At 66.1% G+C, this 19,673-nt stretch carries 26 protein-coding genes; 23 read left to right on the top strand and 3 right to left on the bottom strand.

What is annotated here, in order from left to right; all coding sequences use genetic code 11:
- The first annotated feature begins 62 nt into the window (after positions 1 to 62).
- From fliD to AC56LR_RS05200, 11 genes are read left to right on the top strand one after another with little or no spacing between them, the layout of a single operon-like run.
- Positions 63 to 1,460: a flagellar filament capping protein FliD gene (fliD, locus tag AC56LR_RS05250; protein WP_497128238.1), complete on the top strand. Its 1,398-nt coding sequence runs from the start codon at positions 63 to 65 to the stop codon at positions 1,458 to 1,460.
- A gap of 19 nt (positions 1,461 to 1,479) precedes the next feature.
- Positions 1,480 to 1,869 carry a flagellar export chaperone FliS gene (gene fliS / locus AC56LR_RS05245; protein WP_497128236.1) on the top strand — a complete coding sequence of 130 codons (390 nt, stop codon included), beginning with the start codon at positions 1,480 to 1,482 and terminating at the stop codon, positions 1,867 to 1,869.
- On the top strand, positions 1,862 to 2,179 hold the full coding sequence (locus tag AC56LR_RS05240; protein ID WP_497128233.1) for a hypothetical protein: 318 nt from the start codon (positions 1,862 to 1,864) through the stop codon (positions 2,177 to 2,179). Before fliS ends, AC56LR_RS05240 begins: the two co-directional genes overlap by 8 nt.
- An 8-nt stretch (positions 2,180 to 2,187) precedes the next feature.
- Entirely contained in the window at positions 2,188 to 3,393 is a 1,206-nt protein-coding gene (locus tag AC56LR_RS05235; protein ID WP_497128231.1) for a flagellar hook-length control protein FliK, read from the top strand.
- Positions 3,394 to 3,403: 10 nt separating this feature from the next.
- Positions 3,404 to 3,862 carry a flagellar basal body-associated FliL family protein gene (locus AC56LR_RS05230; protein ID WP_497128229.1) on the top strand — a complete coding sequence of 153 codons (459 nt, stop codon included), beginning with the start codon at positions 3,404 to 3,406 and terminating at the stop codon, positions 3,860 to 3,862.
- A 25-nt stretch (positions 3,863 to 3,887) separates the two neighbouring features.
- The gene (locus AC56LR_RS05225) at positions 3,888 to 4,628 is read left to right on the top strand and encodes a FliA/WhiG family RNA polymerase sigma factor (protein ID WP_497128227.1); all 741 of its coding nucleotides are present in this window, start codon (positions 3,888 to 3,890) and stop codon (positions 4,626 to 4,628) included.
- A 40-nt stretch (positions 4,629 to 4,668) separates the two neighbouring features.
- Positions 4,669 to 5,580, top strand: coding sequence for a flagellar motor stator protein MotA (gene motA / locus AC56LR_RS05220; RefSeq protein WP_497128225.1), 912 nt, complete (start codon positions 4,669 to 4,671; stop codon positions 5,578 to 5,580).
- A gap of 2 nt (positions 5,581 to 5,582) precedes the next feature.
- Positions 5,583 to 6,521, top strand: a complete 939-nt coding sequence (locus tag AC56LR_RS05215; RefSeq protein WP_497128223.1) for a flagellar motor protein MotB — start codon at positions 5,583 to 5,585, stop codon at positions 6,519 to 6,521.
- A 37-nt stretch (positions 6,522 to 6,558) separates the two neighbouring features.
- Complete coding sequence (gene flgM, locus AC56LR_RS05210) at positions 6,559 to 6,834, top strand: flagellar biosynthesis anti-sigma factor FlgM (RefSeq protein ID WP_497128221.1); 276 nt, start codon at positions 6,559 to 6,561, stop codon at positions 6,832 to 6,834.
- The gene (gene flgN, locus AC56LR_RS05205) at positions 6,831 to 7,259 is read left to right on the top strand and encodes a flagellar export chaperone FlgN (protein ID WP_497128219.1); all 429 of its coding nucleotides are present in this window, start codon (positions 6,831 to 6,833) and stop codon (positions 7,257 to 7,259) included. Before flgM ends, flgN begins: the two co-directional genes overlap by 4 nt.
- Positions 7,246 to 7,986: a glycoside hydrolase family 73 protein gene (locus tag AC56LR_RS05200; RefSeq protein ID WP_497128217.1), complete on the top strand. Its 741-nt coding sequence runs from the start codon at positions 7,246 to 7,248 to the stop codon at positions 7,984 to 7,986. Before flgN ends, AC56LR_RS05200 begins: the two co-directional genes overlap by 14 nt.
- A 14-nt stretch (positions 7,987 to 8,000) precedes the next feature.
- On the opposite strand, the gene flgA is transcribed toward AC56LR_RS05200, so the two are convergent.
- Positions 8,001 to 8,573 carry a flagellar basal body P-ring formation chaperone FlgA gene (flgA, locus tag AC56LR_RS05195; protein ID WP_497128215.1) on the bottom strand — a complete coding sequence of 191 codons (573 nt, stop codon included), beginning with the start codon at positions 8,571 to 8,573 and terminating at the stop codon, positions 8,001 to 8,003.
- Positions 8,574 to 8,791: 218 nt separating this feature from the next.
- On the opposite strand from flgA, the gene flgB reads away from it, so the two are divergent.
- From flgB to AC56LR_RS05135, 12 genes are all read left to right on the top strand, one after another.
- Entirely contained in the window at positions 8,792 to 9,151 is a 360-nt protein-coding gene (gene flgB, locus AC56LR_RS05190) for a flagellar basal body rod protein FlgB (RefSeq protein WP_497128213.1), read from the top strand.
- A gap of 13 nt (positions 9,152 to 9,164) precedes the next feature.
- Positions 9,165 to 9,569, top strand: coding sequence for a flagellar basal body rod protein FlgC (gene flgC, locus AC56LR_RS05185; protein ID WP_489876284.1), 405 nt, complete (start codon positions 9,165 to 9,167; stop codon positions 9,567 to 9,569).
- 4 nt (positions 9,570 to 9,573) lie between these two features.
- Positions 9,574 to 10,263, top strand: a complete 690-nt coding sequence (locus AC56LR_RS05180; RefSeq protein ID WP_497128211.1) for a flagellar hook capping FlgD N-terminal domain-containing protein — start codon at positions 9,574 to 9,576, stop codon at positions 10,261 to 10,263.
- 11 nt (positions 10,264 to 10,274) lie between these two features.
- A complete protein-coding gene (locus AC56LR_RS05175; RefSeq protein ID WP_497128209.1) occupies positions 10,275 to 11,459 on the top strand; it encodes a flagellar hook protein FlgE in 1,185 nt (394 codons plus the stop codon).
- 17 nt (positions 11,460 to 11,476) lie between these two features.
- Positions 11,477 to 12,205 (top strand): flagellar basal body rod protein FlgF, encoded by a 729-nt coding sequence (locus AC56LR_RS05170; protein WP_497128207.1) that lies wholly within the window; start codon positions 11,477 to 11,479, stop codon positions 12,203 to 12,205.
- A gap of 26 nt (positions 12,206 to 12,231) precedes the next feature.
- Positions 12,232 to 13,017, top strand: a complete 786-nt coding sequence (flgG, locus tag AC56LR_RS05165; RefSeq protein ID WP_497128205.1) for a flagellar basal-body rod protein FlgG — start codon at positions 12,232 to 12,234, stop codon at positions 13,015 to 13,017.
- Entirely contained in the window at positions 13,018 to 13,668 is a 651-nt protein-coding gene (gene flgH, locus AC56LR_RS05160) for a flagellar basal body L-ring protein FlgH (protein ID WP_497128203.1), read from the top strand.
- Between the two features lie 79 nt (positions 13,669 to 13,747).
- Positions 13,748 to 14,800, top strand: coding sequence for a flagellar basal body P-ring protein FlgI (locus tag AC56LR_RS05155; RefSeq protein WP_497128201.1), 1,053 nt, complete (start codon positions 13,748 to 13,750; stop codon positions 14,798 to 14,800).
- Positions 14,800 to 15,132: a rod-binding protein gene (locus tag AC56LR_RS05150; protein WP_497128199.1), complete on the top strand. Its 333-nt coding sequence runs from the start codon at positions 14,800 to 14,802 to the stop codon at positions 15,130 to 15,132. Before AC56LR_RS05155 ends, AC56LR_RS05150 begins: the two co-directional genes overlap by 1 nt.
- Positions 15,133 to 15,210: 78 nt before the next feature.
- Entirely contained in the window at positions 15,211 to 16,602 is a 1,392-nt protein-coding gene (gene flgK, locus AC56LR_RS05145; protein ID WP_497128196.1) for a flagellar hook-associated protein FlgK, read from the top strand.
- An 11-nt stretch (positions 16,603 to 16,613) separates the two neighbouring features.
- Entirely contained in the window at positions 16,614 to 17,525 is a 912-nt protein-coding gene (flgL, locus tag AC56LR_RS05140; protein WP_497128193.1) for a flagellar hook-associated protein FlgL, read from the top strand.
- Between the two features lie 6 nt (positions 17,526 to 17,531).
- Complete coding sequence (locus AC56LR_RS05135) at positions 17,532 to 18,539, top strand: hypothetical protein (protein ID WP_497128190.1); 1,008 nt, start codon at positions 17,532 to 17,534, stop codon at positions 18,537 to 18,539.
- Positions 18,540 to 18,600: 61 nt separating this feature from the next.
- Here the strand turns inward: AC56LR_RS05135 and AC56LR_RS05130 are convergent, their stop codons facing one another.
- Both AC56LR_RS05130 and AC56LR_RS05125 read right to left on the bottom strand, forming a co-directional pair.
- Entirely contained in the window at positions 18,601 to 19,494 is an 894-nt protein-coding gene (locus AC56LR_RS05130; protein ID WP_497128187.1) for a flagellin N-terminal helical domain-containing protein, read from the bottom strand.
- Between the two features lie 39 nt (positions 19,495 to 19,533).
- On the bottom strand, positions 19,534 to 19,659 hold the full coding sequence (locus AC56LR_RS05125) for a hypothetical protein (protein ID WP_497128184.1): 126 nt from the start codon (positions 19,657 to 19,659) through the stop codon (positions 19,534 to 19,536).
- Positions 19,660 to 19,673: the final 14 nt, after the last annotated feature.

Here is a 19,673-nt window from a genome sequence, read left to right as displayed (position 1 = left end):
TCCAGGCGGCAAGCAGCACCAGATCAGCAGTATCACAGCAAGTAGAGTCAGGAGAAACGAACATGGCATCCTCAATCACCGCACCGAGCTACGACCCGATCACCACCGCGAATTCGCTGGCGGACAAGTACGTCATGGCGCGCCAGCAGATCATCGACGCCCAGGGCGCCGCCGCGAAGGCCACCGAAAAGGGCCTGACCGACCTCGGTTCGGCGATGACGGCATTCCAGACCAGCCTGGCCGCGCTCACTGGCCTGAACAAGAACATGTATGCGCAGTCGGCCACCTTCAGCGATACCACGATCGGCAGCGCCACCGCCGGCGCCACCGCGGCTCCCGGCAACTACGCCTTCTTCGTCAAGCAGCTGGCCACGGCCAGCCAGGTGTCCTATGCCGGATTGAGCGACAACGCCGGCGTGGCCGGCACCCTGCACATCAACATGGGCGGTTCGCTGGCCTTCGACGTCAGCCTGAATGCGGCCGACACCGACGGCAACGGCACCCTGAGCACGCGCGAGCTGGCGGCAGCGATCAACAGCGCCACCGGCAACACCTCGATGGTCACCGCCTCGATCGTCACCACCGGCACCACCTCGGAGATGGTGCTGACCGCGAAGAACACGGGCCTGGACAGCGCCATCACGATCGACACCAATGACATCAGCGGCGCATCGAGCCTGGCCGCGGCCAATGCCGATCCGCTGCGCCGGCGCACCCTGGTAGCGGCGCAGGACGCGGAGATCCGCATCGGTTCCGAAAACGGCACCCCGATCATCCAGGCCAGCAACACCTTCAGCAACGTCGACGGCGTGAAGATGACCTTCACCAAGGCCCAGGCGCCGGGCAGCGCGCCGGTGGCGATCGCGGTCGGCGCCGACAGCAAGAACACCATCGCCAACGTGCAGGCCTTCATCGACGCCTACAACAAGCTCAAGGGCGTGCTGAACAAGCTGACCGATTCGGGCGACCCGTCCAAGGGCGCCGCGGGCGGCTCGTTCGCCCACGACGGTGGCATCCGCGCGCTCAACGACCGCCTGGTGAGCCTGCTGCGCCCGACCACCACCGGCGACACGCTGGCTTCGTTCGGCATCATCGCGACCAAGGACGGCACGCTCGAACTCAATAGCGAGCGCCTGCAGCGCCAGCTGGCGCTGAAACCCACCGGACTGGATACCCTGATCGGCTCCAGCTCGGCCTCCGCGCCGAGCGGCATCGCCGGCGCGCTGGAAAAATTCATCAAGGGCTGGAACAACACGGCCGACGGCCAGATCAAGCAGCGCAAGGAGCAGACCAGCAACCTGCAGTCGACGCTGGCCGACCGCCAGGCCTTCCTCGAGCAGCAGCACGAGGCGGCCTACCAGCGCTACCTGCGCCAGTTCACGGCCCTGCAGTCGCTGCAAGGCGCCATGACCAACAACCTCTCGATGTTCGATGCCATGTTCGGCAACGACAACGACTAAACGAACCTACGGGATCCACATGTCCTATCAAGAAGCCTACGGCAGCTACCACGCCGTGAACCTCGATGCGCAGACCTCGCGCGCTTCGCCGGTGGAGCTGGTCCTGCTGCTCACCGACGGCCTGCTCGACGAGCTGGCGCGCGCCCGCGCCCACATCGCCGCGCGCCGCTATGAAGCGAAGGCGGTCAGCATCGACAAATGCGTCGAGATCATCAACGGCCTGTCGAGCTCCCTGGATTTCGACCAGGGCGGCGAGACCGTCGCCAACCTGGCGCGCATCTATGATTTCTGCGCCCAGCACCTGCACGGCGCCGGCATCAAGCTCGACCCGACCATGGTCGATGAAGTGATCCGCGTGCTCACCACCATCCGCCAGGGCTGGAAAGGCGTCCAGGAGCGCAATGGATAGGTCGCGCGCCATCGACGCCCTGGCCAGGGCGCTGCAGGACGCCGTCACGCGTGCCGACTGGGACGGGCTTGCCCAGGCCGTGCGCGAGCTCGGCCCCAGGCTGCAGGCGCTGGCCGCGGACAAGCCATGGAGCGGCGCCGAGCGCGCCGCCCTTGGCCGCCTGCGCAGCGCGCACGACGAAGCAGCCGGCCAGGTGGGCGCCGCCTCCGGTCAGCTGCAGGCGCGCCTGGACGACATGCGCGTCAACAAGGAAGGCTGGATGGCCTATGCCCTCGCGGGCGAACCCGATTCTGGTAACACCACCACATGAATATCACGATGAACAGCGCACCCCTGCCGACCAGCAGCGAAGCGACCGTCGCCGCCAACGGCGCGACCACCGTCCCGGCCGACGCCCTCACGCTCGACCCGGCGCAGCTGGCCACGCCAGGCGTTGCCGCTGCCATGCCCTTCCTGCAGTTCATGGACCTGAACGCCGTGACCATGCCGACGGGCGAGCAGCCGGTGCCGGAACTGGCAACGGTTGACGCACCTGCGCCGCAAGAAGGCAGCGCACCCGCACCGGCCGTCGCCGAGAGCGCGGAAGAAACGCCTGCCAGCGGCAACGACACGCTGCTGGCCGCGATGGCCATGCCCTTGATGCCGTCGATGATGATGGCCATGCCGGCCGCCCTGCCCGCCGGCCTGCGCTTCGCGTCAAGCAAGCCGGACCAGGCCACCGGCAGCGCAAGCGTCGCCGCCGGCACGGCAGCCACCACCACCGGCGCCATCGAGCTGCCGCTGGCAGCTGCCGCCGCGCCTGTCGTCAAGGCCGCGGACGCCGCCCTGCCGGCCCAGGCCGTCGATACCGCCTCGGCCCAGCTGGCGCGCGCCAGCGCATCCACCGCCGCCGCCCAGCCAGCGCCGGCAGCGAGCAGCGGCCAGCCGGCTGCCGCAGCAGCAGTACAGGCGCAGCCGCGCGAGGGCGCCGTTGCCGAAGCCGCCCCGGCAGCCGGCAGCAACGCCGGCTTCGGCGTCGCCGCCCCCGCCGCGCCGACCGCCCCCGTGCGCGACGGCGGCACCTTGAGCCTGGCCGGCCCGCCCACCGCCTGGCGCCAGTCGCTGCAGGAAGCCCTGGGCGAACGCCTGAACGTCCAGCTCACGAAAAACGCCGAGCAGGCCGTCATCCGCCTCGATCCGCCGATGCTGGGCCGGGTCGAGATCTCGATCCGCCACACCGCGGGCGCGCTCGAAGTGAACATCACGGCGACCCACAGCGAAGTGCTGCGCCAGCTCAACACCGTGAGTGACAACCTGCGCAGCGACCTGGCCGGCCGCCAGTACACCGACGTGTCGGTGAACGTCAGCCAGGCCGCGCCGCGCGCGCAAGCTGCCGCGCAAGCCGGTACCGGCGCCGGCTTCGGCGCCGATGCGCAAGGCCGCGGCCGCCAGCAGGACCCGGAGCAGGACGAGCGCGCACCCGGCGCCGCCCTGGCCGAGGCCCACCATTCCACCACCGCGTTCTCCCTGAGCGGACGCGCTTGAGCCCACGACCATGAACAGTAAAGCCAAACTGATCGCCGCCTTCCTCGGTGTTGCCGTCCTCGCCGCGGGAGCCGCCGGCGGCGCCATGTGGTACATGGCGCCCGCAGCCGCTGCCCATGGCGCCCCCGCCAAGCCGGCCCCGGAAAAGAAGCTGACCAAGTACGTCACCCTCGACAAGGTCATCGTCATGCTGCGCCGCATGCCGAACCAGCCGACCGCCCACTACCTGTCGGTCGACCTGGTGCTGGCCACCACGCCGGAGCAGGAAAAGGAAGCCAAGGAACACCTGCCGCTGCTGCGCAGCGTGGCCGTATCGAGCCTGTCGGCCTACACGGTGGCGGAAGCTTCGAGCATGACGGTGGAACAGTATGCCCAGCAGCTGAACAAGACCTTCGACGCCAGCTATGCCAAGGAAAACCACGAAAAGCCGTTTTCCGAAGTCATGATCGGCAAGCTGATCGTCGAATGATCCTTCTCTAGACACCGGGGACATCGTGGCCTATACAGCCGACTATGCCGACTCCAGCGCCGCTTCCCTCTACGGGGAAGCGCCCGCCAACGCGGGCATGCTGCCTGCCGAGGAGCAGCGCCACCTGCTCGCGTATGCGCCGCTGGTCAAGCGCATCGTGCGCCAGCTGAACTCGCAGGTGTCCGGCGCGGTCTCGCGCGAGGACATGGAGCAGATCGGACTGATGGGACTGCTCGAGGCGCTGCGCCGCTATGGGCAGCCCGACAACGGCTTCGGCAGCTATGCGTCCCTGCGCGTGCGCGGCGCCATCCTCGATGAATTGCGGCGCCAGGACTGGCGTCCGCGCGCCGTGCGCCAGGACAGCCACCGCATGCGCGACGAGCTGCGCGCCCTCACCCGGCGCCTGGGCCGCGAGCCGGGCGAGAAGGAAGCCGCCGCCGCGCTTGGCATGAGCGCCGACGAATTCCGCCAGCACGTGCTCGACGACGTCGCCGAAGAGATGCTCAGCTTCGACGAAGTGCTGCAGGAAGCTACTGATCACGCCCACAGTGCGCCGAGCCCGGAAGAAGGTTATATGGTGCGGCGCAGCCTGGAGCAGGTGCTGGGCAGCCTGAACGAAAAAGAACAGCGCGTGATCCAGATGATCTACGAGTTCGAATTGAGCTACAAGGAAATCGCCGCCGTGCTCGACCTGTCGGACGCCCGCGTCTGCCAGCTCAACAAGAGCGCACTGGCAAAAATGAAGGCGGCGCTCGGGCGCGCCTGAGCTTCTCACTACAAGCAGGCAACAAGAAAGGCAGTACGTCATGCAGCAATTACTAGGTCTCGCCATCGTGCTCGGCGCCGTCTTCGGGGGCTTCTCCCTGATGGGCGGCACCTTCGCCTCGATCTTCCACCCGATCGAGCTATTGATCATCGGCGGCGCCGCCTTCGGTGCGCTGGTGCTCGGCAACCAGCGGCACGTGCTGGGCGAGATGGCGCACCAGCTGAAAAAAGTCATGGCGCGCAGCAAGCATGACTCGGAATTCCAGCGCCAGCTGCTGCTCCTGATGTACGAACTGCTGCAGACCGCCGCCGGCGGCCTGAAGGCGCTCGACGCCCACGTCGAGGCGCCGTCGGAAAGCCCGCTGTTCCAGCGCTACCCGCGCATCCTGGACGAGCCGAAACTGCTGGCTTTCATCGTCGACAACTTCCGCCTGATGGCAATGGGCAAGATCAACGCCCACGAACTCGAAGGCGTGCTGGAGCAGGAACTGGAAGCCATCCACGAAGAACTCACCCAGCCGGCCAAGTCGCTGCAGAAGATCGCCGAAGCGATGCCGGGCTTCGGCATCCTGGCCGCGGTGCTGGGCATCGTGATGGCGATGTTCTCGGTCTCGGGCGGCGCCGATTCGGGCGAGATCGCCGAAAAGATCGGCGCCGCGATGGTCGGCACCTTCATCGGCATCTTCTTCTGCTACGGCCTGCTCGAACCTCTGGCGAACATGATGAAGCAGCTGGTCAATTCGGAAGCCTCGACCATGGAAACCGTGAAGGTGGTGCTGTGCACCCACGTGGCCGGCAAGCCGGCGCTGCTGGCGATCGACGCCGGGCGCCGCCTGATCCAGCTCAACACCAAGCCCAGCTTCGCCCAGCTGGAGCAGTGGATCAATGCGATGGGCGGCGAGGATGAATCGCAGAACAAGCGGCGCCGTACGGCCGACCGCATGACGGGATAATCGTGTCAAAAGCTAACGACAAGCACGAATCGACCATCGTCAAGCGCGGCGGCGGCAAGCATGCGCATGACGAGCACGGCGGCGCCTGGAAGGTGGCCTTCGCCGACTTTTGCCTGGCTTTGATGGCATTGTTTCTAGTCTTGTGGCTGATTGCCTCACGGGAACAACAGAATCTGAAGAAAATCGTGCGTGATGCAACCGAGAACGGTATGCTCGACGAAAAGGGCCGCAAGCCCGAGATCGCGGCGGAACCGAGCGGCAGCATGATCGAACGTTTCGACCTGCCGCTGGCAGGCAGCGCCGGCAACCAGGCGCCGGGCAGCCCGAACGCGCCGCGCGTGGCCTACGAGTCGCCCGAAGACCTGGCGGCGTTGTCGAAAGCGCTGGGCGAGATGAGCGCGGACGCGGGCCTGGCGGCCAACCTGGACACCGTGATCACGCCCTACGGCCTGCGCGTCATGCTGCACGACACCGACCGCCAGGGCATGTTCATGCGCGGCAGCGCCCTGCCCACCGGACGCTTCGTGCGCCTGCTGCGCAAGATGGGCCCGCTGTTCGCGCAGATGGAAAACCAGATGCTGATCGTCGGGCATACCGATTCGTCGCGTTTCGCCGGCTCCGACAAGGGCGGTTATTCGAACTGGGCGCTGTCGACCGACCGCGCGCTGTCGGCCCGGCGCGAATTGCTCGACGGTGGCATGCGCAGCGAGAGCGTGCTGCAGGTGGTGGGCATGTCCGACCGCGCGCCGCTGGAAATGAAGGAAACGCTGGCGGGAGTGAACCGCCGCATCGAACTGCTGATCCTGACGACTGGCCAGTCGCGCATGGTCGCCAGCATGTTCGGCAAGCCCGGCGCCACCACCCCGCTGGGGAAGGACGCGTCGATCAGCATGCCCGACGCGGCAGCCCTGGACAAGCTGCGCAGCCAATTGCCGAAGTAAACCCATGAGCATCCAATCGAAAACCCGAGGTAACCGCATGAAAATCACCGGCGCAATCGCTCCTACCGTGACTATCGGCACCGGGCGCACGACCGTGCAGACGCCTGTCGAGACGGCATCCAGTGCGGACGCGGCGCCCGCCCTGCAATCGAGCGTGCTGCAGCCGGCCGCGCAAGCCCTGCGCGCGATGCCGGACTTCGATGCCGCACGTGTGGCCGAGCTGCGCGACCAGCTGGCCAAGGGCGAGCTGCCCTTCAACGCCGGCCGCCTGGCCGGCCTGATCGAACGCTTCCACGGCGGAGGCCGGGGATGAACCGCATGACCCGCCCGCAGGCCAATGCGCTGCTCGTCGATGGCGTGCAGGCCGACGTGCGCGACAGCGCCGAAGTGCTGGCTCTGCTCGAGCGCCAGTTCGAGGCGGCGCTGCGCCACCAGAGCGCCGAACTGACCTCGCTCGCGGGGCTGCTCGAACCCTTGTTGGACGGCATGGATGCACGGCGCCAGCAGCGCGTATCGCTGGTGCGCGCCCTGCTCGGCGAAGACGCGACCATGGCGCAATTCATTGCAACGCTCAGCGAACCGGCGCAGGGCGCGCTGGCCGCGGCCTGGGCCGACCTGGAACATACCGTGCAGGCCTGCAAGGCGGCCTCGACCCGCAACGGCGGCCTGCTGGCCGAACAGTACACTGTGATGCAGCGCGTGCTGCACGGCGAGGAAGACATTTATGCGCCACGCTGATTTTTCGACCGCCCCGATCGCGCCGCTGGCGCCGACCAACGCGACCCGCCCCACCGCCGCCATCGGCGGCGGCAGTGGTTTCGGCAACATGTTCGGCGAGGTGCAGGGCGAAGTGACTGCCTACATCCAGAACGGCGACGGCGAGACCGGCGCGGCCGCCCTGAGCGCCGAAGGCAGCATCTGGCATGCCCGTGCGGCAGGTCTGATCAGCGGGGAAAACGAGGTCGACGGCGTCGACGGGGTGCCCGCAAGCGCCCACACGCCCGAGCAGCAGGCATTCCTGGACAGCATCGCCCCATGGGCGCGCCAGGCCGGCGAACAGCTGGGCGTGGCGCCGGAACTGGTGTCGGCCCATGCCGCGCTGGAATCGGGCTGGGGCCAGCGTCCGCTGAGGAATGGCAGCGGCGAGTCGAGCCACAACTTGTTCGGCATCAAGGCCGGCGCCAAGTGGGAAGGCGCCGTGAGCGAGTCGGCGACTACTGAATATATCGGCGGGGCCGCGATCAAGACCCGCGAACGCTTCCGCTCCTACCCGGACGCGGGCAGCGCCTTCCGCGACTACGCGCAAATGCTGGCCGATAACCCGCGCTATAAAGGCGCACTCGGGGTCGGCAACGACGCCCGCGCCTTCGCCCAGGGCCTGGCCAAGGGCGGTTACGCCACCGACCCGGCCTATGCGGCGAAACTCACCCGCCTGGCTACCAAACTGCAGCGCAGCGACGGCTAAGCCGGCCTTCTATCCTATCTACTGATCCCGGGCGCCTCGACCGGCTCGACCGTGCCGGCGCCGGTCACCCGCATCCGCACCACCTGCCCGCTCGCCGCGTTGCGTACCCGCACCGTGGCGCCGCGCGCGCCGGCGTCGAGCGCCTCGCCGCCCATGCTGATCTCGATGCCCTCGTGGCGCGCCAGCATCAATACCTGGTCGCCGCGCTTGACCATCAGGGGCGACGTAAGGGCGCTGGCACGCAGGATCTCGCCCGCGCGCAGGCTGCGCCGGCTGGTCTGGCCGACAGCCGCTTCAGGCGCGCCGATGGCGTCAAGCACCTGCGTAACGTCGCGCCGCTCGAGCGTGAGGTGCTCGTCCGTCAGCACTTCGTTGTTCCTGAGCGGCATGGCCGTGACGGCGACCACGGCCGTGATGCGGGCCCGCACGACGAAATCGTGCTTCCAGCCGCGCGGATCGGGGCAGCGCGCCACGAAGCGCATGCGCGCGTACTGGCGGGTGTCGAGCGCCTCGATCGCAACCGGGGCGCTGCATGGCGGCGCCGGGCGCGCGCTGACCACGTTCAGCTCGATTTGCGGCTCCGACATGCCGCTGGCGAGCAATTGTTTGTCAATTTGGCCACGGGCAGCTTGTTCTATCTGCAAGGAAATAGATTGAGCGGCCTCGGTTGTGGCGCATAAAAGACAGGATACAATGAACGAGGTTGCCCTATGGAAAGCAATCATTGTTAAATAGAGGGTCGCGTTAGAAACAAAGAAGCGACCATCATACCGAAACAAACTGCAGGACACCGACGAGGACCGATATGACGATTAATTTTAAGGAAGCACTGGGCGTACACGCCGACGCGTTGCAGGTGCGCGCTGAGCGTACCCGCGTGCTGGCCGCCAATATCGCCAACGAGAGCACGCCCGGCTATACGGCGCGCGACATCGACTTCGCCTCAAGCCTGCAGGAGCAGATCGCGCTTGAAGCCGGCGAGCCGACTCTGGAAAGCGACGGCCCGCTCTACCGCGTGCCCTTCCACCCCAGCGCCGACGGCAACACCGTCGAAATCGGCGTCGAGCAGGCCGCGTTTTCGCAGAACGCCTCCGACTTCCAGACCAGCCTGACCTTCATCAACATGAAGCTGCGTGGCCTGAACAAAGCCATTACCGGCCAATAAGGGAAACAAGACCATGGGTTTCAAGGATATTTCCCAGATCGCCGGATCGGCCATGGCGGCCCAGACCGTGCGCCTGAACACGATCGCCAGCAACCTGGCCAACGCCAACGCCGTGGCCGGCTCGGAAGCCGAAGGCTACCGCGCCCGCAAGCCGGTGTTCGCCGCCATCATGGGCGAATCGGGCGGCGCCAGCGTGCAGGTGCTGGACGTGGTCCAGTCGAGCGAGCCGCTGCGCAAGATGTACGAACCGGACAATCCGGTCGCCGACGCCGACGGCATGGTGTACTACGCCAACGTCAACGAAGTGGCCGAGATGGCCGACATGATGTCCGCCTCGCGCGCCTTCGAGACCAATGTCGAGGTGATGGGCCGCATCAAGAACATGCAGCAGTCGCTGCTGAAGATGGGCGAAGGCTGATTCAATGGTCACCACCACCAACAACGCCTTCGGCTTCTCCACGCCGAACACCAGCGCCTCGAACGACAAGATCGCCACCAGCAGCGCCACCAGCGAGAACAAGGACATGTTCACCAAGCTGCTGGTCGCCCAGATCCGCAATCAGGATCCGCTGGCGCCGTCGGACCCGACCCAGTTCGTGAACCAGCTCTCGCAACTGTCGCAGACCGAAGCGCTGCAGCAGCTGGCCAAGACCACCAGCGCCAGCGCCAGCGTGCTGCAAAGCCTGCAGGTGATGGCGATGGGCGCCCAGGTCGGCAGCGAAGTGTCGGTTGCAACAAGCCGCGTGCGCCTCGGCGAAGACAAGATCAGCGGCAACGTCCAGCTCGGCGGCGCCAGCAGCGTGACCACCTTGGTGCTGACCGGCGTCGACGGCCAGCAGCACCGCGTCAGCCTGCCCTCGCATGGCGCCGGCGCCCTGCCCTTCACGCTCGACCCGGCTCTGCTGGGCCTGGCGCCGGGCAATTACAGCATCAGCGCCGAAGCATCGGACGGCACCAAGCCGGCGGTGGAAGTCAACGGCCGCCTCGACTCCGTCCGCATGTCGGCCACCGGCGGCATCCTGTTGCAGGTCGCCGGCGTCGGCGAAGTCGATCCATCGAGCGTCACGGGTTTTAACGGTAAGGCCAATGTCCTGGCCGCCACGGATATCTAAAAGGAATTCACATGAGCTTCAATATCGCACTGTCCGGCATCCAGGCCATCAACGAGCAGCTGGAAGCCGTCTCGAACAACATCGCCAACGCCGGCACCTTCGGCTTCAAGAGCAGCCGCGCCAACTTCGCCTCGGTGTATGCCGGCGACCAGGCCAATGGCGTGGAAGTGGCATCGCTGACCCAGAACATCGGCCAGAACGGCAGCCTGCAGAACACCGGCCGCGGCCTGGACGCCGCCATCCAGGGCCGCGGCTTCTTCACCAGCCGTGACGCCCAGGGCGTGATGCAATACACCCGCGTCGGCATCTTCTCGGCCAACAAGGACGGCAACCTGGTCGACGCAGCCGGCCGCAACGTGCAGGGCTATGGCCCGACCGTGGGCGGCGTGATCGGCGTGATGGGCGACATCAAGATCCCGACCGGCCAGATCGCGGCCAAGGCCAGCACCGGCATCAACTTCGTCGGCAACCTGTCGGCCGACTGGAAAGTCCCGGCCACGGCCTTCAACGCCACCGACTCGTCGACCTACAACATGGTCAAGCAATCGGTGCTGTTCGACTCGCTCGGCACCCAGCACACCGTGTCGCAGTACTTCGTCAAGACCGGCGCCAGCACTGTCGCCGTGCACTACGCCATCGACAACGCGGCCCCGTCCGCCGCCACGACCACCCTCACCTTCGACACCCTGGGCCAGCTCCCGGCGGGCACCAAGAGCGGCCCGCAAACCCTGGCGGCCGGCGGCGGCGCCGCGGCGCTGACCTTCGACATCGACTACAGCGGCACCACCCAGTTCGCGGGCGAAGCCACCACCACCACCAACCGCAGCGACGGCTATGCCTCGGGCAGCTTCGTGGGCGTGGAACTGGCCGAAGACGGTTCGATCGTGGCCAAGTACAGCAACGAGCAGCAGCAGGTCGTCGGCACCCTGGCGATCGCCACCTTCCCGGACGAAGGCAGCCTGATCTCGACCAGCGACACCAGCTGGGCCGCCAACAACGCCTCGGGCACGCCGCTGTACAGCACCCCGGGCGTGGGCCTGGCCGGCAAGCTGTCGAAAGGCACGCTGGAAGGCTCGAACGTGGACATCACCTCGGAACTGGTGGGCCTGATGACCTCGCAGCGTAACTACCAGGCCAATTCGAAGGTCATCACGACCGAGAACCAGATGATGCAAGCCCTGATGCAGGCGCTCTAAGCCAAAGGCAGACCGTCATGGATAAACTGATCTTCACCGCCGTCAGCGGCGCCGAGCGCACCATGCGTGCGCAGCAGGTGCACGCCAACAACCTGGCCAATATCGACACCTCGGGCTTCCGCGCGAACCTCGAAGTGGCCGCGACCCAGGCGCAGCAGCGTGGCTACGGCTACGACAGCATGCACCTGGCCCAGACCCAGGCGGACACCATTTCGACCCGCTCCGGCGCGGTGCGCGAAACCGGCCGCCCGCTGGACGTCGCCATCAATGGTGGCGGCTACCTGGCGGTGCAGTACGACGGCGGCGAAGCCTATACCCGTGCCGGCACCATCGACATCGACGCCAACGGCGCGCTGTCGGTGCATGGCCATCCCCTGATGGGCGAAGGCGGCCCGATCACGCTGCCGCCGCACTTAGCGGTCGAGATCGGCCTTGATGGCACCATCTCGGTCTTGACCGAAGGCGCGACCGCCATGCAGGCGATCGACAAGCTGCGCCTGGTGAACGCCGAAGGCGCGGAACTGACCAAGAACGAAGCCGGCCTGATCGTGTCGCGCCAGGGCGAACCGCTCGAGGCGGATGCGAACGTCACTGTGCGTGGCGGCGCCCTCGAGGGCAGCAACGTGTCGGCGGTCGAAGAAATGGTCGCCGTGATGAGCCTGAACCGCAGCTTCGAGATCCAGATGAAGCTGTTCAAGGCCAGCGACAGCATGAACGAAGTCGGCAACCGCCTCATCGGCGCCTGATCCATCTACCTATTTAAGGAGTACCCATGAATCCAGCAATGTGGATCAGCAAGACCGGCGTGCAGGCGCAAGACGCCAAGCTGCAGGCGATCGCCAACAACCTGGCCAACGTGAATACCGTCGGCTTCAAGCGCGACCGCGTCGTCTTCGAAGACCTGTTCTACCAGGTCGACGCCCAGCCGGGCGCGCAGAGCGCGGACAACACCGTCTCGAACGGCGTCCAGCTCGGTAACGGCACCCGCCTGGTCGGCACCCAGAAGGTCTTCACCAACGGTAACATGCAGACCACCAGCCAGCCGCTGGACGTCGCCATTTCCGGCGCCGGCTTCCTGCAGGTGCGCCGCCCGAACGGCGAACCGGCCTTCACCCGCGCCGGCCAGCTGCAGGTCGACGCCAACGGTACCCTGACCAATGCCCAGGGCCTGGCCCTGGTGCCGCAGATCACCGTGCCGCAGAACGCCACCGCCATCACCATCGGCGAAAACGGCATGGTCTCGGCCACCGTCGCCGGCAGCAGCACGCCGACCGAACTGGGCCAGCTCACGCTCACCAGCTTCGTGAACCCGGCCGGCCTGCTGGCCCTGGGCGAGAACCTGTTCAGCGAAACCGCCGCCTCGGGCACCGCCAACGAAGGCCGTCCTGGCGATGGCGCCATGGGCAAGCTCAAGCAGGGCGCGCTGGAAGGCTCGAACGTGCAGGTGGTCGAAGAAATGGTCGACATGATCGCCGCCCAGCGCACCTACGAGATGAACACCAAGGTGCTGTCGGCTGCCGACAACATGCTGCAATACCTGGCACAGGCTGCACGCTAAATGAAATATCTGACCGCGGCGCTGTGCGCTATTTTGCTGGCCGGCTGTGCTTCCACCGCGCCGCGCCAGGCGTCGATCGACGACGACGAAGTGCCGATGGCACGCTCGGCGTCGCGCGGCGTCTCGGGCGGCGTCTTCACGGGTGAAACCGTGTCGCTGACCTCGGACAGCCGCGCCTACCGCGTGGGCGACGCGGTCACCGTCATCCTGCAGGAAACCACCCAGGCCAGCAAGCGCGCCGGCACCAGCTTCTCGAAAGGCTCTTCGGTGGCGGTCGCCCCGATCGCCGCGCTCGGCAAGACCTTCGGCAAGACCGCGATCGACATCTCGGCCGACCGTTCGTTTGACGGCGACGCCACCAGCACCCAGCAGAACGCCCTGTCCGGCGCGCTGACCGTGATCGTGCAGGAAGTGCTGCCCAATGGCCTGCTGCGCGTGGCCGGCGAAAAGAATCTGATGCTGAACCAGGGCGAGGAATTCGTGCGCCTGAAGGGTTTCGTCCGTGCCGCCGACATCGACAACGACAACCAGGTCTCGTCGCTGCGCGTGGCCAATGCCCGCATCGCCTATTCGGCGCGCGGCGCCCTGGCCGATGCCAATACCCCAGGCTGGCTGACCCGTTTCTTCAACAGCCCCCTGATGCCGTTCTGAGGACGATATGATTCAAAATCGGCATATTGCCCGTGGTTTTCGTATCATGTTGTGCGCCGCCCTGCTGGGCGGCGCAGCCATGCCTGCTACCGCAGCGCAAGCACTGCGCAACCTGGTCAGCGTCGAGGGCGTGCGCGACAATCCGCTGGTCGGTTACGGCCTGGTCGTCGGCCTGAACGGCAGCGGCGACTCCAGCCAGGTGAAATACGCCGGCCAGTCCGTCGTCAACATGCTCAAGCAGTTCGGCGTGCGCCTGCCCGATGGCGAAGACGCCAAGAACAAGAACGTCGCCGCCGTCATGGTGTCGGCCGTCTTCCCGCCGGGCTACCGCCGCGGCCAGGCGATCGACATCACGGTATCGTCGCTGGGCGACGCCAAGAGCCTGCGCGGCGGCACCCTGCTGCTGACGCAGCTGCGCGCGGCCGACAATGAAATCTATGCGCTGGCCCAGGGCAACCTGGTGGTCGGCGGCCTGACCGCCACCGGCAAGAGCGGTTCCTCGGTGACGGTGAATACCCCGACCACCGGCCGCATCCCGAACGGCGCCATGATCGAGCGCGAGATCGCCTCGGACTTCTCGACCCGCCCGCAAGTCATGCTGCGCCTGCGCCAGCCGCATTTCGAGACCGCCACCAACGTGGTCGAAGCGATCAACAGGAAATACGGCCCGATCGCCACCACCGCCGACGGCACCAGCGTCGAAGTCATCGCACCAAGCAATCCAACCGAGCGCGTGGCCTTCATGGCCAAGCTGAACAACTTGGTCGTAGAGTCGGGCATCGAAGTGCCGAAAGTCGTGTTCAACTCGCGCACCGGCACCGTGGTGATCGCCGACGGCCTGCGCGTGAAAGCGGCCGCAGTCACCCACGGCTCGCTCAAAGTGATCATTTCCGAAAGCGCGCGCGTGAGCCAGCCGGGCCCGCTGTCGCGCGGCCAGACCGCCGTCACGCCGGAGTCGAAATTGTCGGTCGACCAGGGCTCGGGCCAGATGTTCCGCTGGCCGCCCGGCGCCAAGCTGCAGACCATCATCGACGTGGTCAACAGCCTGGGCGCCTCGCCCGACGACATCATGGCGATCCTGCAGGCGCTCGACCAGGCCGGCGCGATCGAAGGCGAACTGGTGGTGATCTGATGCGTATCGACCCGACCCAACTCCAGCAGGCAGCTTTGGCTGCCGAAGCACCGGTGGCCCCGGCCGCCGACCCCGTCTATGTCAAGAAGGCCACCAAGGCCGCCGTCGAGTTCGAGCGCTTTTTCATCTCGCACATGCTCAAGGAAATGCGCTCGTCGACCCGCGCCATGGCGACCGAAGACAGCGTGTTCAACAACAAAGTCAACCAGGACATGCAGGACATGGCCGATGACCAGCTGGCCGCGAGCATGGCCGGCAAGCGCGCTTTCGGCATTGCCGATGCGATCCTGCGCCAGCTCGTCCCCGCCGCCAAGCCTGAGACCAAGATCTAGTTTCAGTAAAAACTTAATGCCGGGCAATAAACGGTCGCCTTGTTAGGTTGAACCCTGCCTCTGGAAAGAATCCGCACCATGGCCATTATCAATAACGCATTGTCCGGCGCCCTCGCCGCCCAGGTCGCTCTGTCCGCCAGCAGCCAGAACATCGCCAACCTGCAAACCAAGGGCTATACCCGCCAGTCGGCGCTCCTGACCGCACTCGGTCCGGACGCCAGCCCGCGCTCGGCCGGCAATGGCGTGCAGGTCAGCTCGCTGCTGCGCTTTTCGGATGGCTACAAGAGCCAGGCCATGTGGCGCGCGGCAGCCGAACTCGGCGCGCATTCCCAGACCCAGCCCTACCTGAGCCAGCTCGAGAACGTCATGGGCGACGAGACCGCCAGCCTGTCGGCCGGCATCGACCAGTTCTTCGGCGCCCTGAACGCCGTCGCCGGCGACCCGGGTTCGACCCCGCTGCGCCAGCAGGTGCTGACCTCGGCCGGCCTGATGGCCGAACGCTTCAACGGCCTGAACAACGTCTTCAACGCCCAGCTGCAGTCGGTGCGCAACCAGCGCAGCGCCATCGTCGACTCGGCCAACGCCCAGATCGCCTCGATCGCCAGCCTGAACCAGCAGATCAGCGAAGCCCAGGCCGGCGGCCTGAGCGCATCAAGCATGATCGACGCCCGCGACCAGGCCATCGACGACCTGGCCAGCAAGATGGCGCTGGAAGTCTCGGACAACGGCGACGGCACCCGCGACATCTCGCTGAAAACCGGCCAGGCGCTGGTGCTGGGCAGCATGCACGGCACCCTGAAGGCCGCGCCGACCGCGACCTCGCCTCAGGAATTCTCGCTGAACTTCGCCGGCACCAAATACGTGCTCGACGCGGCTAAACTCGGCGGCCAGCTCGGCGGCCTGGCGAAATACGAAACCGAGAAACTGGTGCCGATGCAGGGCGATATCGCCTCCATCGCGGAGCAGCTCGCCAAGAAGGTCAACGACCAGCTGTTCGCCGGCCTCAAGCCGGCCGTTCCACCGTCCACCACCCCTACCGCCGGCGCGCCGCTGTTCGTGTTCACCGCGGGCGGCAATGCGGACATGCTGAAGGTCGCGACTCCCTTTGTTGCGGAAGATTTCGCCTTTTCGAGCGACGGCGCGCCCGGCGACACGGGCAACCTGCAGAAGCTGGTCGCGATCAAGACGCAGTCGATCACGGTCGGCACCATCGGCAACGTGCTGCTGTCCGACGCCGACACCCAGATCGTCGGCAAGCTCGGCGTGGATAGCCAGCTCAACAAGGCGGCCCTGAAGACCACCCAGACCGTGCGCACCCAGGCGCTCGACGACTGGCAGTCGACCAGCGGCGTGAACCAGGACGAGGAAGCCGTCAACCTCGTCGAATACCAGAACATGTACCAGGCGAACCTGAAAGTCATTTCGATCGCCAACCAGCTCTTCGACGCCACCCTGGCGATGATGGGCTAAAGGACACCACCATGCGTATCGCCACCTCGCAGTACCAATCGACGATGAACCAGTCGCTCCAGACCAACCAGGAGCGCATCACCCACCTGACCCAGCAGATGGCGAGCAACAAGCGCATCCTGGTGCCGTCGGACGATCCGGTCGACAGCGTGCGCCTGGCGCGCCTGGCGCGCGAAGAAGCCACCGTGCAGCAATACCGCGACAACATCGGCTCGATCAAGATCCGCCTGACCAAGACCGAAGGCTACCTGAGCAATATGTCGAAGGAAATGGTCAATGGCCGCGACCTGCTGGTCTGGGCCTCCGACGGCGGCAACGCGGCGGAAGACCTGAAGGCCATGGTCAGCCCGCTCGAAGCACTGCGCGAGAGCCTGTTCTACAACGCCAACACGATCGACCAGGAAGGCCGCTACGTGTTCTCGGGCACGCTGACCACGACCGCCCCGATCAAGTACGACCCGGCTGCGCCCCTGGGCTCGCGCTACACCTATGCCGGCAACACCAATTCGCAGAACGTGGTGGTCGGCAACGGCATCACCCAGGCCGGCAACCAGGACCTGAAGGGCCTGGAAAAGCTGCTGAACCAGCTCGACGAGAGCATCGACATGCTCAAGACCCCAGGCATCACTGCCAACAACCCGGCGCTGCGCACGCTGCTGGCAAACAACCTCGGCGGCTTCGACGACGCACTCGACCTGGTCAGCGGCAAAATCGCCGTACTGGGCGGCGCACAGAACATCATGGCCACGCTCGACGCGAATCACTCGAACGTGAGCCTGTCGAATAAGATGGCGATTACCGATATCGGCGCACTCGACGTCGGCGAGGCTGCAACCTCGCTCAACGGCTATTCGACCGCGTTGCAGGCCACGTACAAAGCCTACAGCCGCATCGGTACCCTGTCTCTGTTCTCCGTCCTGTAAGCGATCATGGAAGCTGCCCTCCGCCCGGCCAACCCGGCCATCCCGAATACCACCGCCGCTGCCGGTACCGGCGCCGCGGCGCGCGCCACCGCGATCCGCGCGGCGGATCCGGACAGCCGCGTCGTCACCCAGGTCGCCCCCACCTCCGCCCCGCTCCAGCGCGGCATCAAGTGGGATACCCGGCTGCAAGGCGACGTCGCGCGCGCGCAACAGGCGGTCGACTACCTGGAACGCGTCGCATCCCAGCTCGAAGCCCTGAAAGCCGACCTGAGCGCCAAGATCTCCGGCCGCGGCGACCCGGCGCGCCAGATCGAACTGCGCGCCCAGCAGCTCGCCACCGCCCTCCAGACCCGCGCCAGGAAAAGCGGCGGCGGCGTCGATTCCCAGCTCGAGTTCAAGGACGGCCAGGCGGCCACCACGCGTTTCCGCATCCGCGGCTTCGACATGGCTGCGCTGCAAGCCGCCGGCCCGCAAACCTACGCATTCTCGGTCGGCAGCGCCGGTGGCCCGCAGCTCACCGCCACCATCGACGAAGGCATGACGCCCCAGGAAATCGCCGCCCGCCTCGACCGTACCCTGTCGCCGGTGAAGGTTCGCGTCTCGCTCGACAACCAGCAGCAGCTGGTGTTCGGCGCGCCGGAAGCCGAATGGGCCGGCATCAAGGATGCGATCGCGATCTCCGGCCGCGGCCGCGTGGACACGGCTGAAGAGCCGCCTGTCATCGCACCGGAGCAATGGAACATCGGCAACCCTGACGCCCTGCGCCAGAGCCTGCGCGAAGTCATGGCCGCCCTTGGCCGCGTGCGCCGCTCGCAGGAAGCCGCCAGCGCCGCACTGAGCGCTGCCATGGCGCGTACGCCGCAGCCGGTGCTGCCGGAAGCGGCGCTGGCCGTCATTTCCAATGATTTCACCTCAAGCGCCGCCGGACATGATTACCAGTCGCTGCTGGCGATTACCTCGGCCCTGGTGGGCGTGAGCCGGGAGCGGGTGCAGGCGCTGCTTGGGCTGCGCTGAGCGCCCTTCCCGTCCGCAAAAAAAGCTCCCTCGGGAGCTTTTTCTTTGGTGCGGGAAGTGCTTACTGCAGCAGCGACATCACCATCGAGGACATGCTGTTCGATTGCTTGAGCATGGCGGTACCGGCCTGCATCAGCATCTGGTTCGACGTCATGCTGGCGCTTTCGGTCGCGAAATCGACGTCCATGATCAGGCCGGCGGCGGCCTTGCTGTTGGTGCTGATGTTCGACAGGTTGTTGTAGACGTGCTCGAGGCGGTTGGCGGTGGCGCCCAGTTTCGAGCGGATGGCGCTGACGCTGTCGATGGCGCCTTCGATATCGCCGATGCGCAGGTTGGCCGAACCGGCAGCGGTCAGCTCGGTGCCGACGCCGGGAATGGTCAAGCCATTGCCCGTGTATTTCGCGGTCACCGGAATGAAGGCCGTATTCATCGCGCTGATTTCGGGGAACAGGTCCATGGTCATGGTTTCCGAGGCGCTGGCGCCGATCTGGAACTGGGCCGCGTCCATGAACAGGCCGCGCTTCGGTCCGGGCACGGAAATGTTGAACACATTCTTGCCACCGAAGGTCGTGTTACTGACGATATTGCCCATTTCCCTGGCCAGCGCATCGTATTCCGACTGCATGGCGGTCTTGTCGTCGTCGGTCGAAGACGCATCAGCGGCCTGGGTCGCGAGGTCTTTCATCCGGACCAGGACGCCATTCAACTCGTTCATCGCCCCTTCGGCGACTTGCAGCAAGGCGGTACTGGCCTGGGTATTGCGCATGGCGACGGCCATGCCGCTGGTTTGGGCTTTCAGGCGCGACGCGATCTGCAGGCCGGCGGCGTCGTCCATGGCCGAATTGATGCGATAGCCGGTCGACAGGCGCGTCATCGAGGTCGACAACTTGTCCTGGGTCCGGGTGATCGCACCTTGTGCCGACAGGGCGGCGTGGTTGGTGTGTAGGCTGAGCATGGCGCAGTATGGTGAAGGTTCAGGTTCGAGGCATGCGGTTCATGCCTTCTTCTGGAACAAGGCGACCATCCCGCCGTAAATATTAATATCCACCAAGAAATAATTCGGCCGGCCAAAAAATTTGCCAGACGTAAAAAAACCCGCTGCAAGCAGCGGGTTTTTCATTCACCATCGAAGGA

The organism is Telluria sp. ZT3P39, from assembly GCF_059685935.1.
The sequence above is the reverse complement of the archived record's forward strand: the minus strand, read 5'-3'. Positions and strand labels throughout refer to the sequence as shown.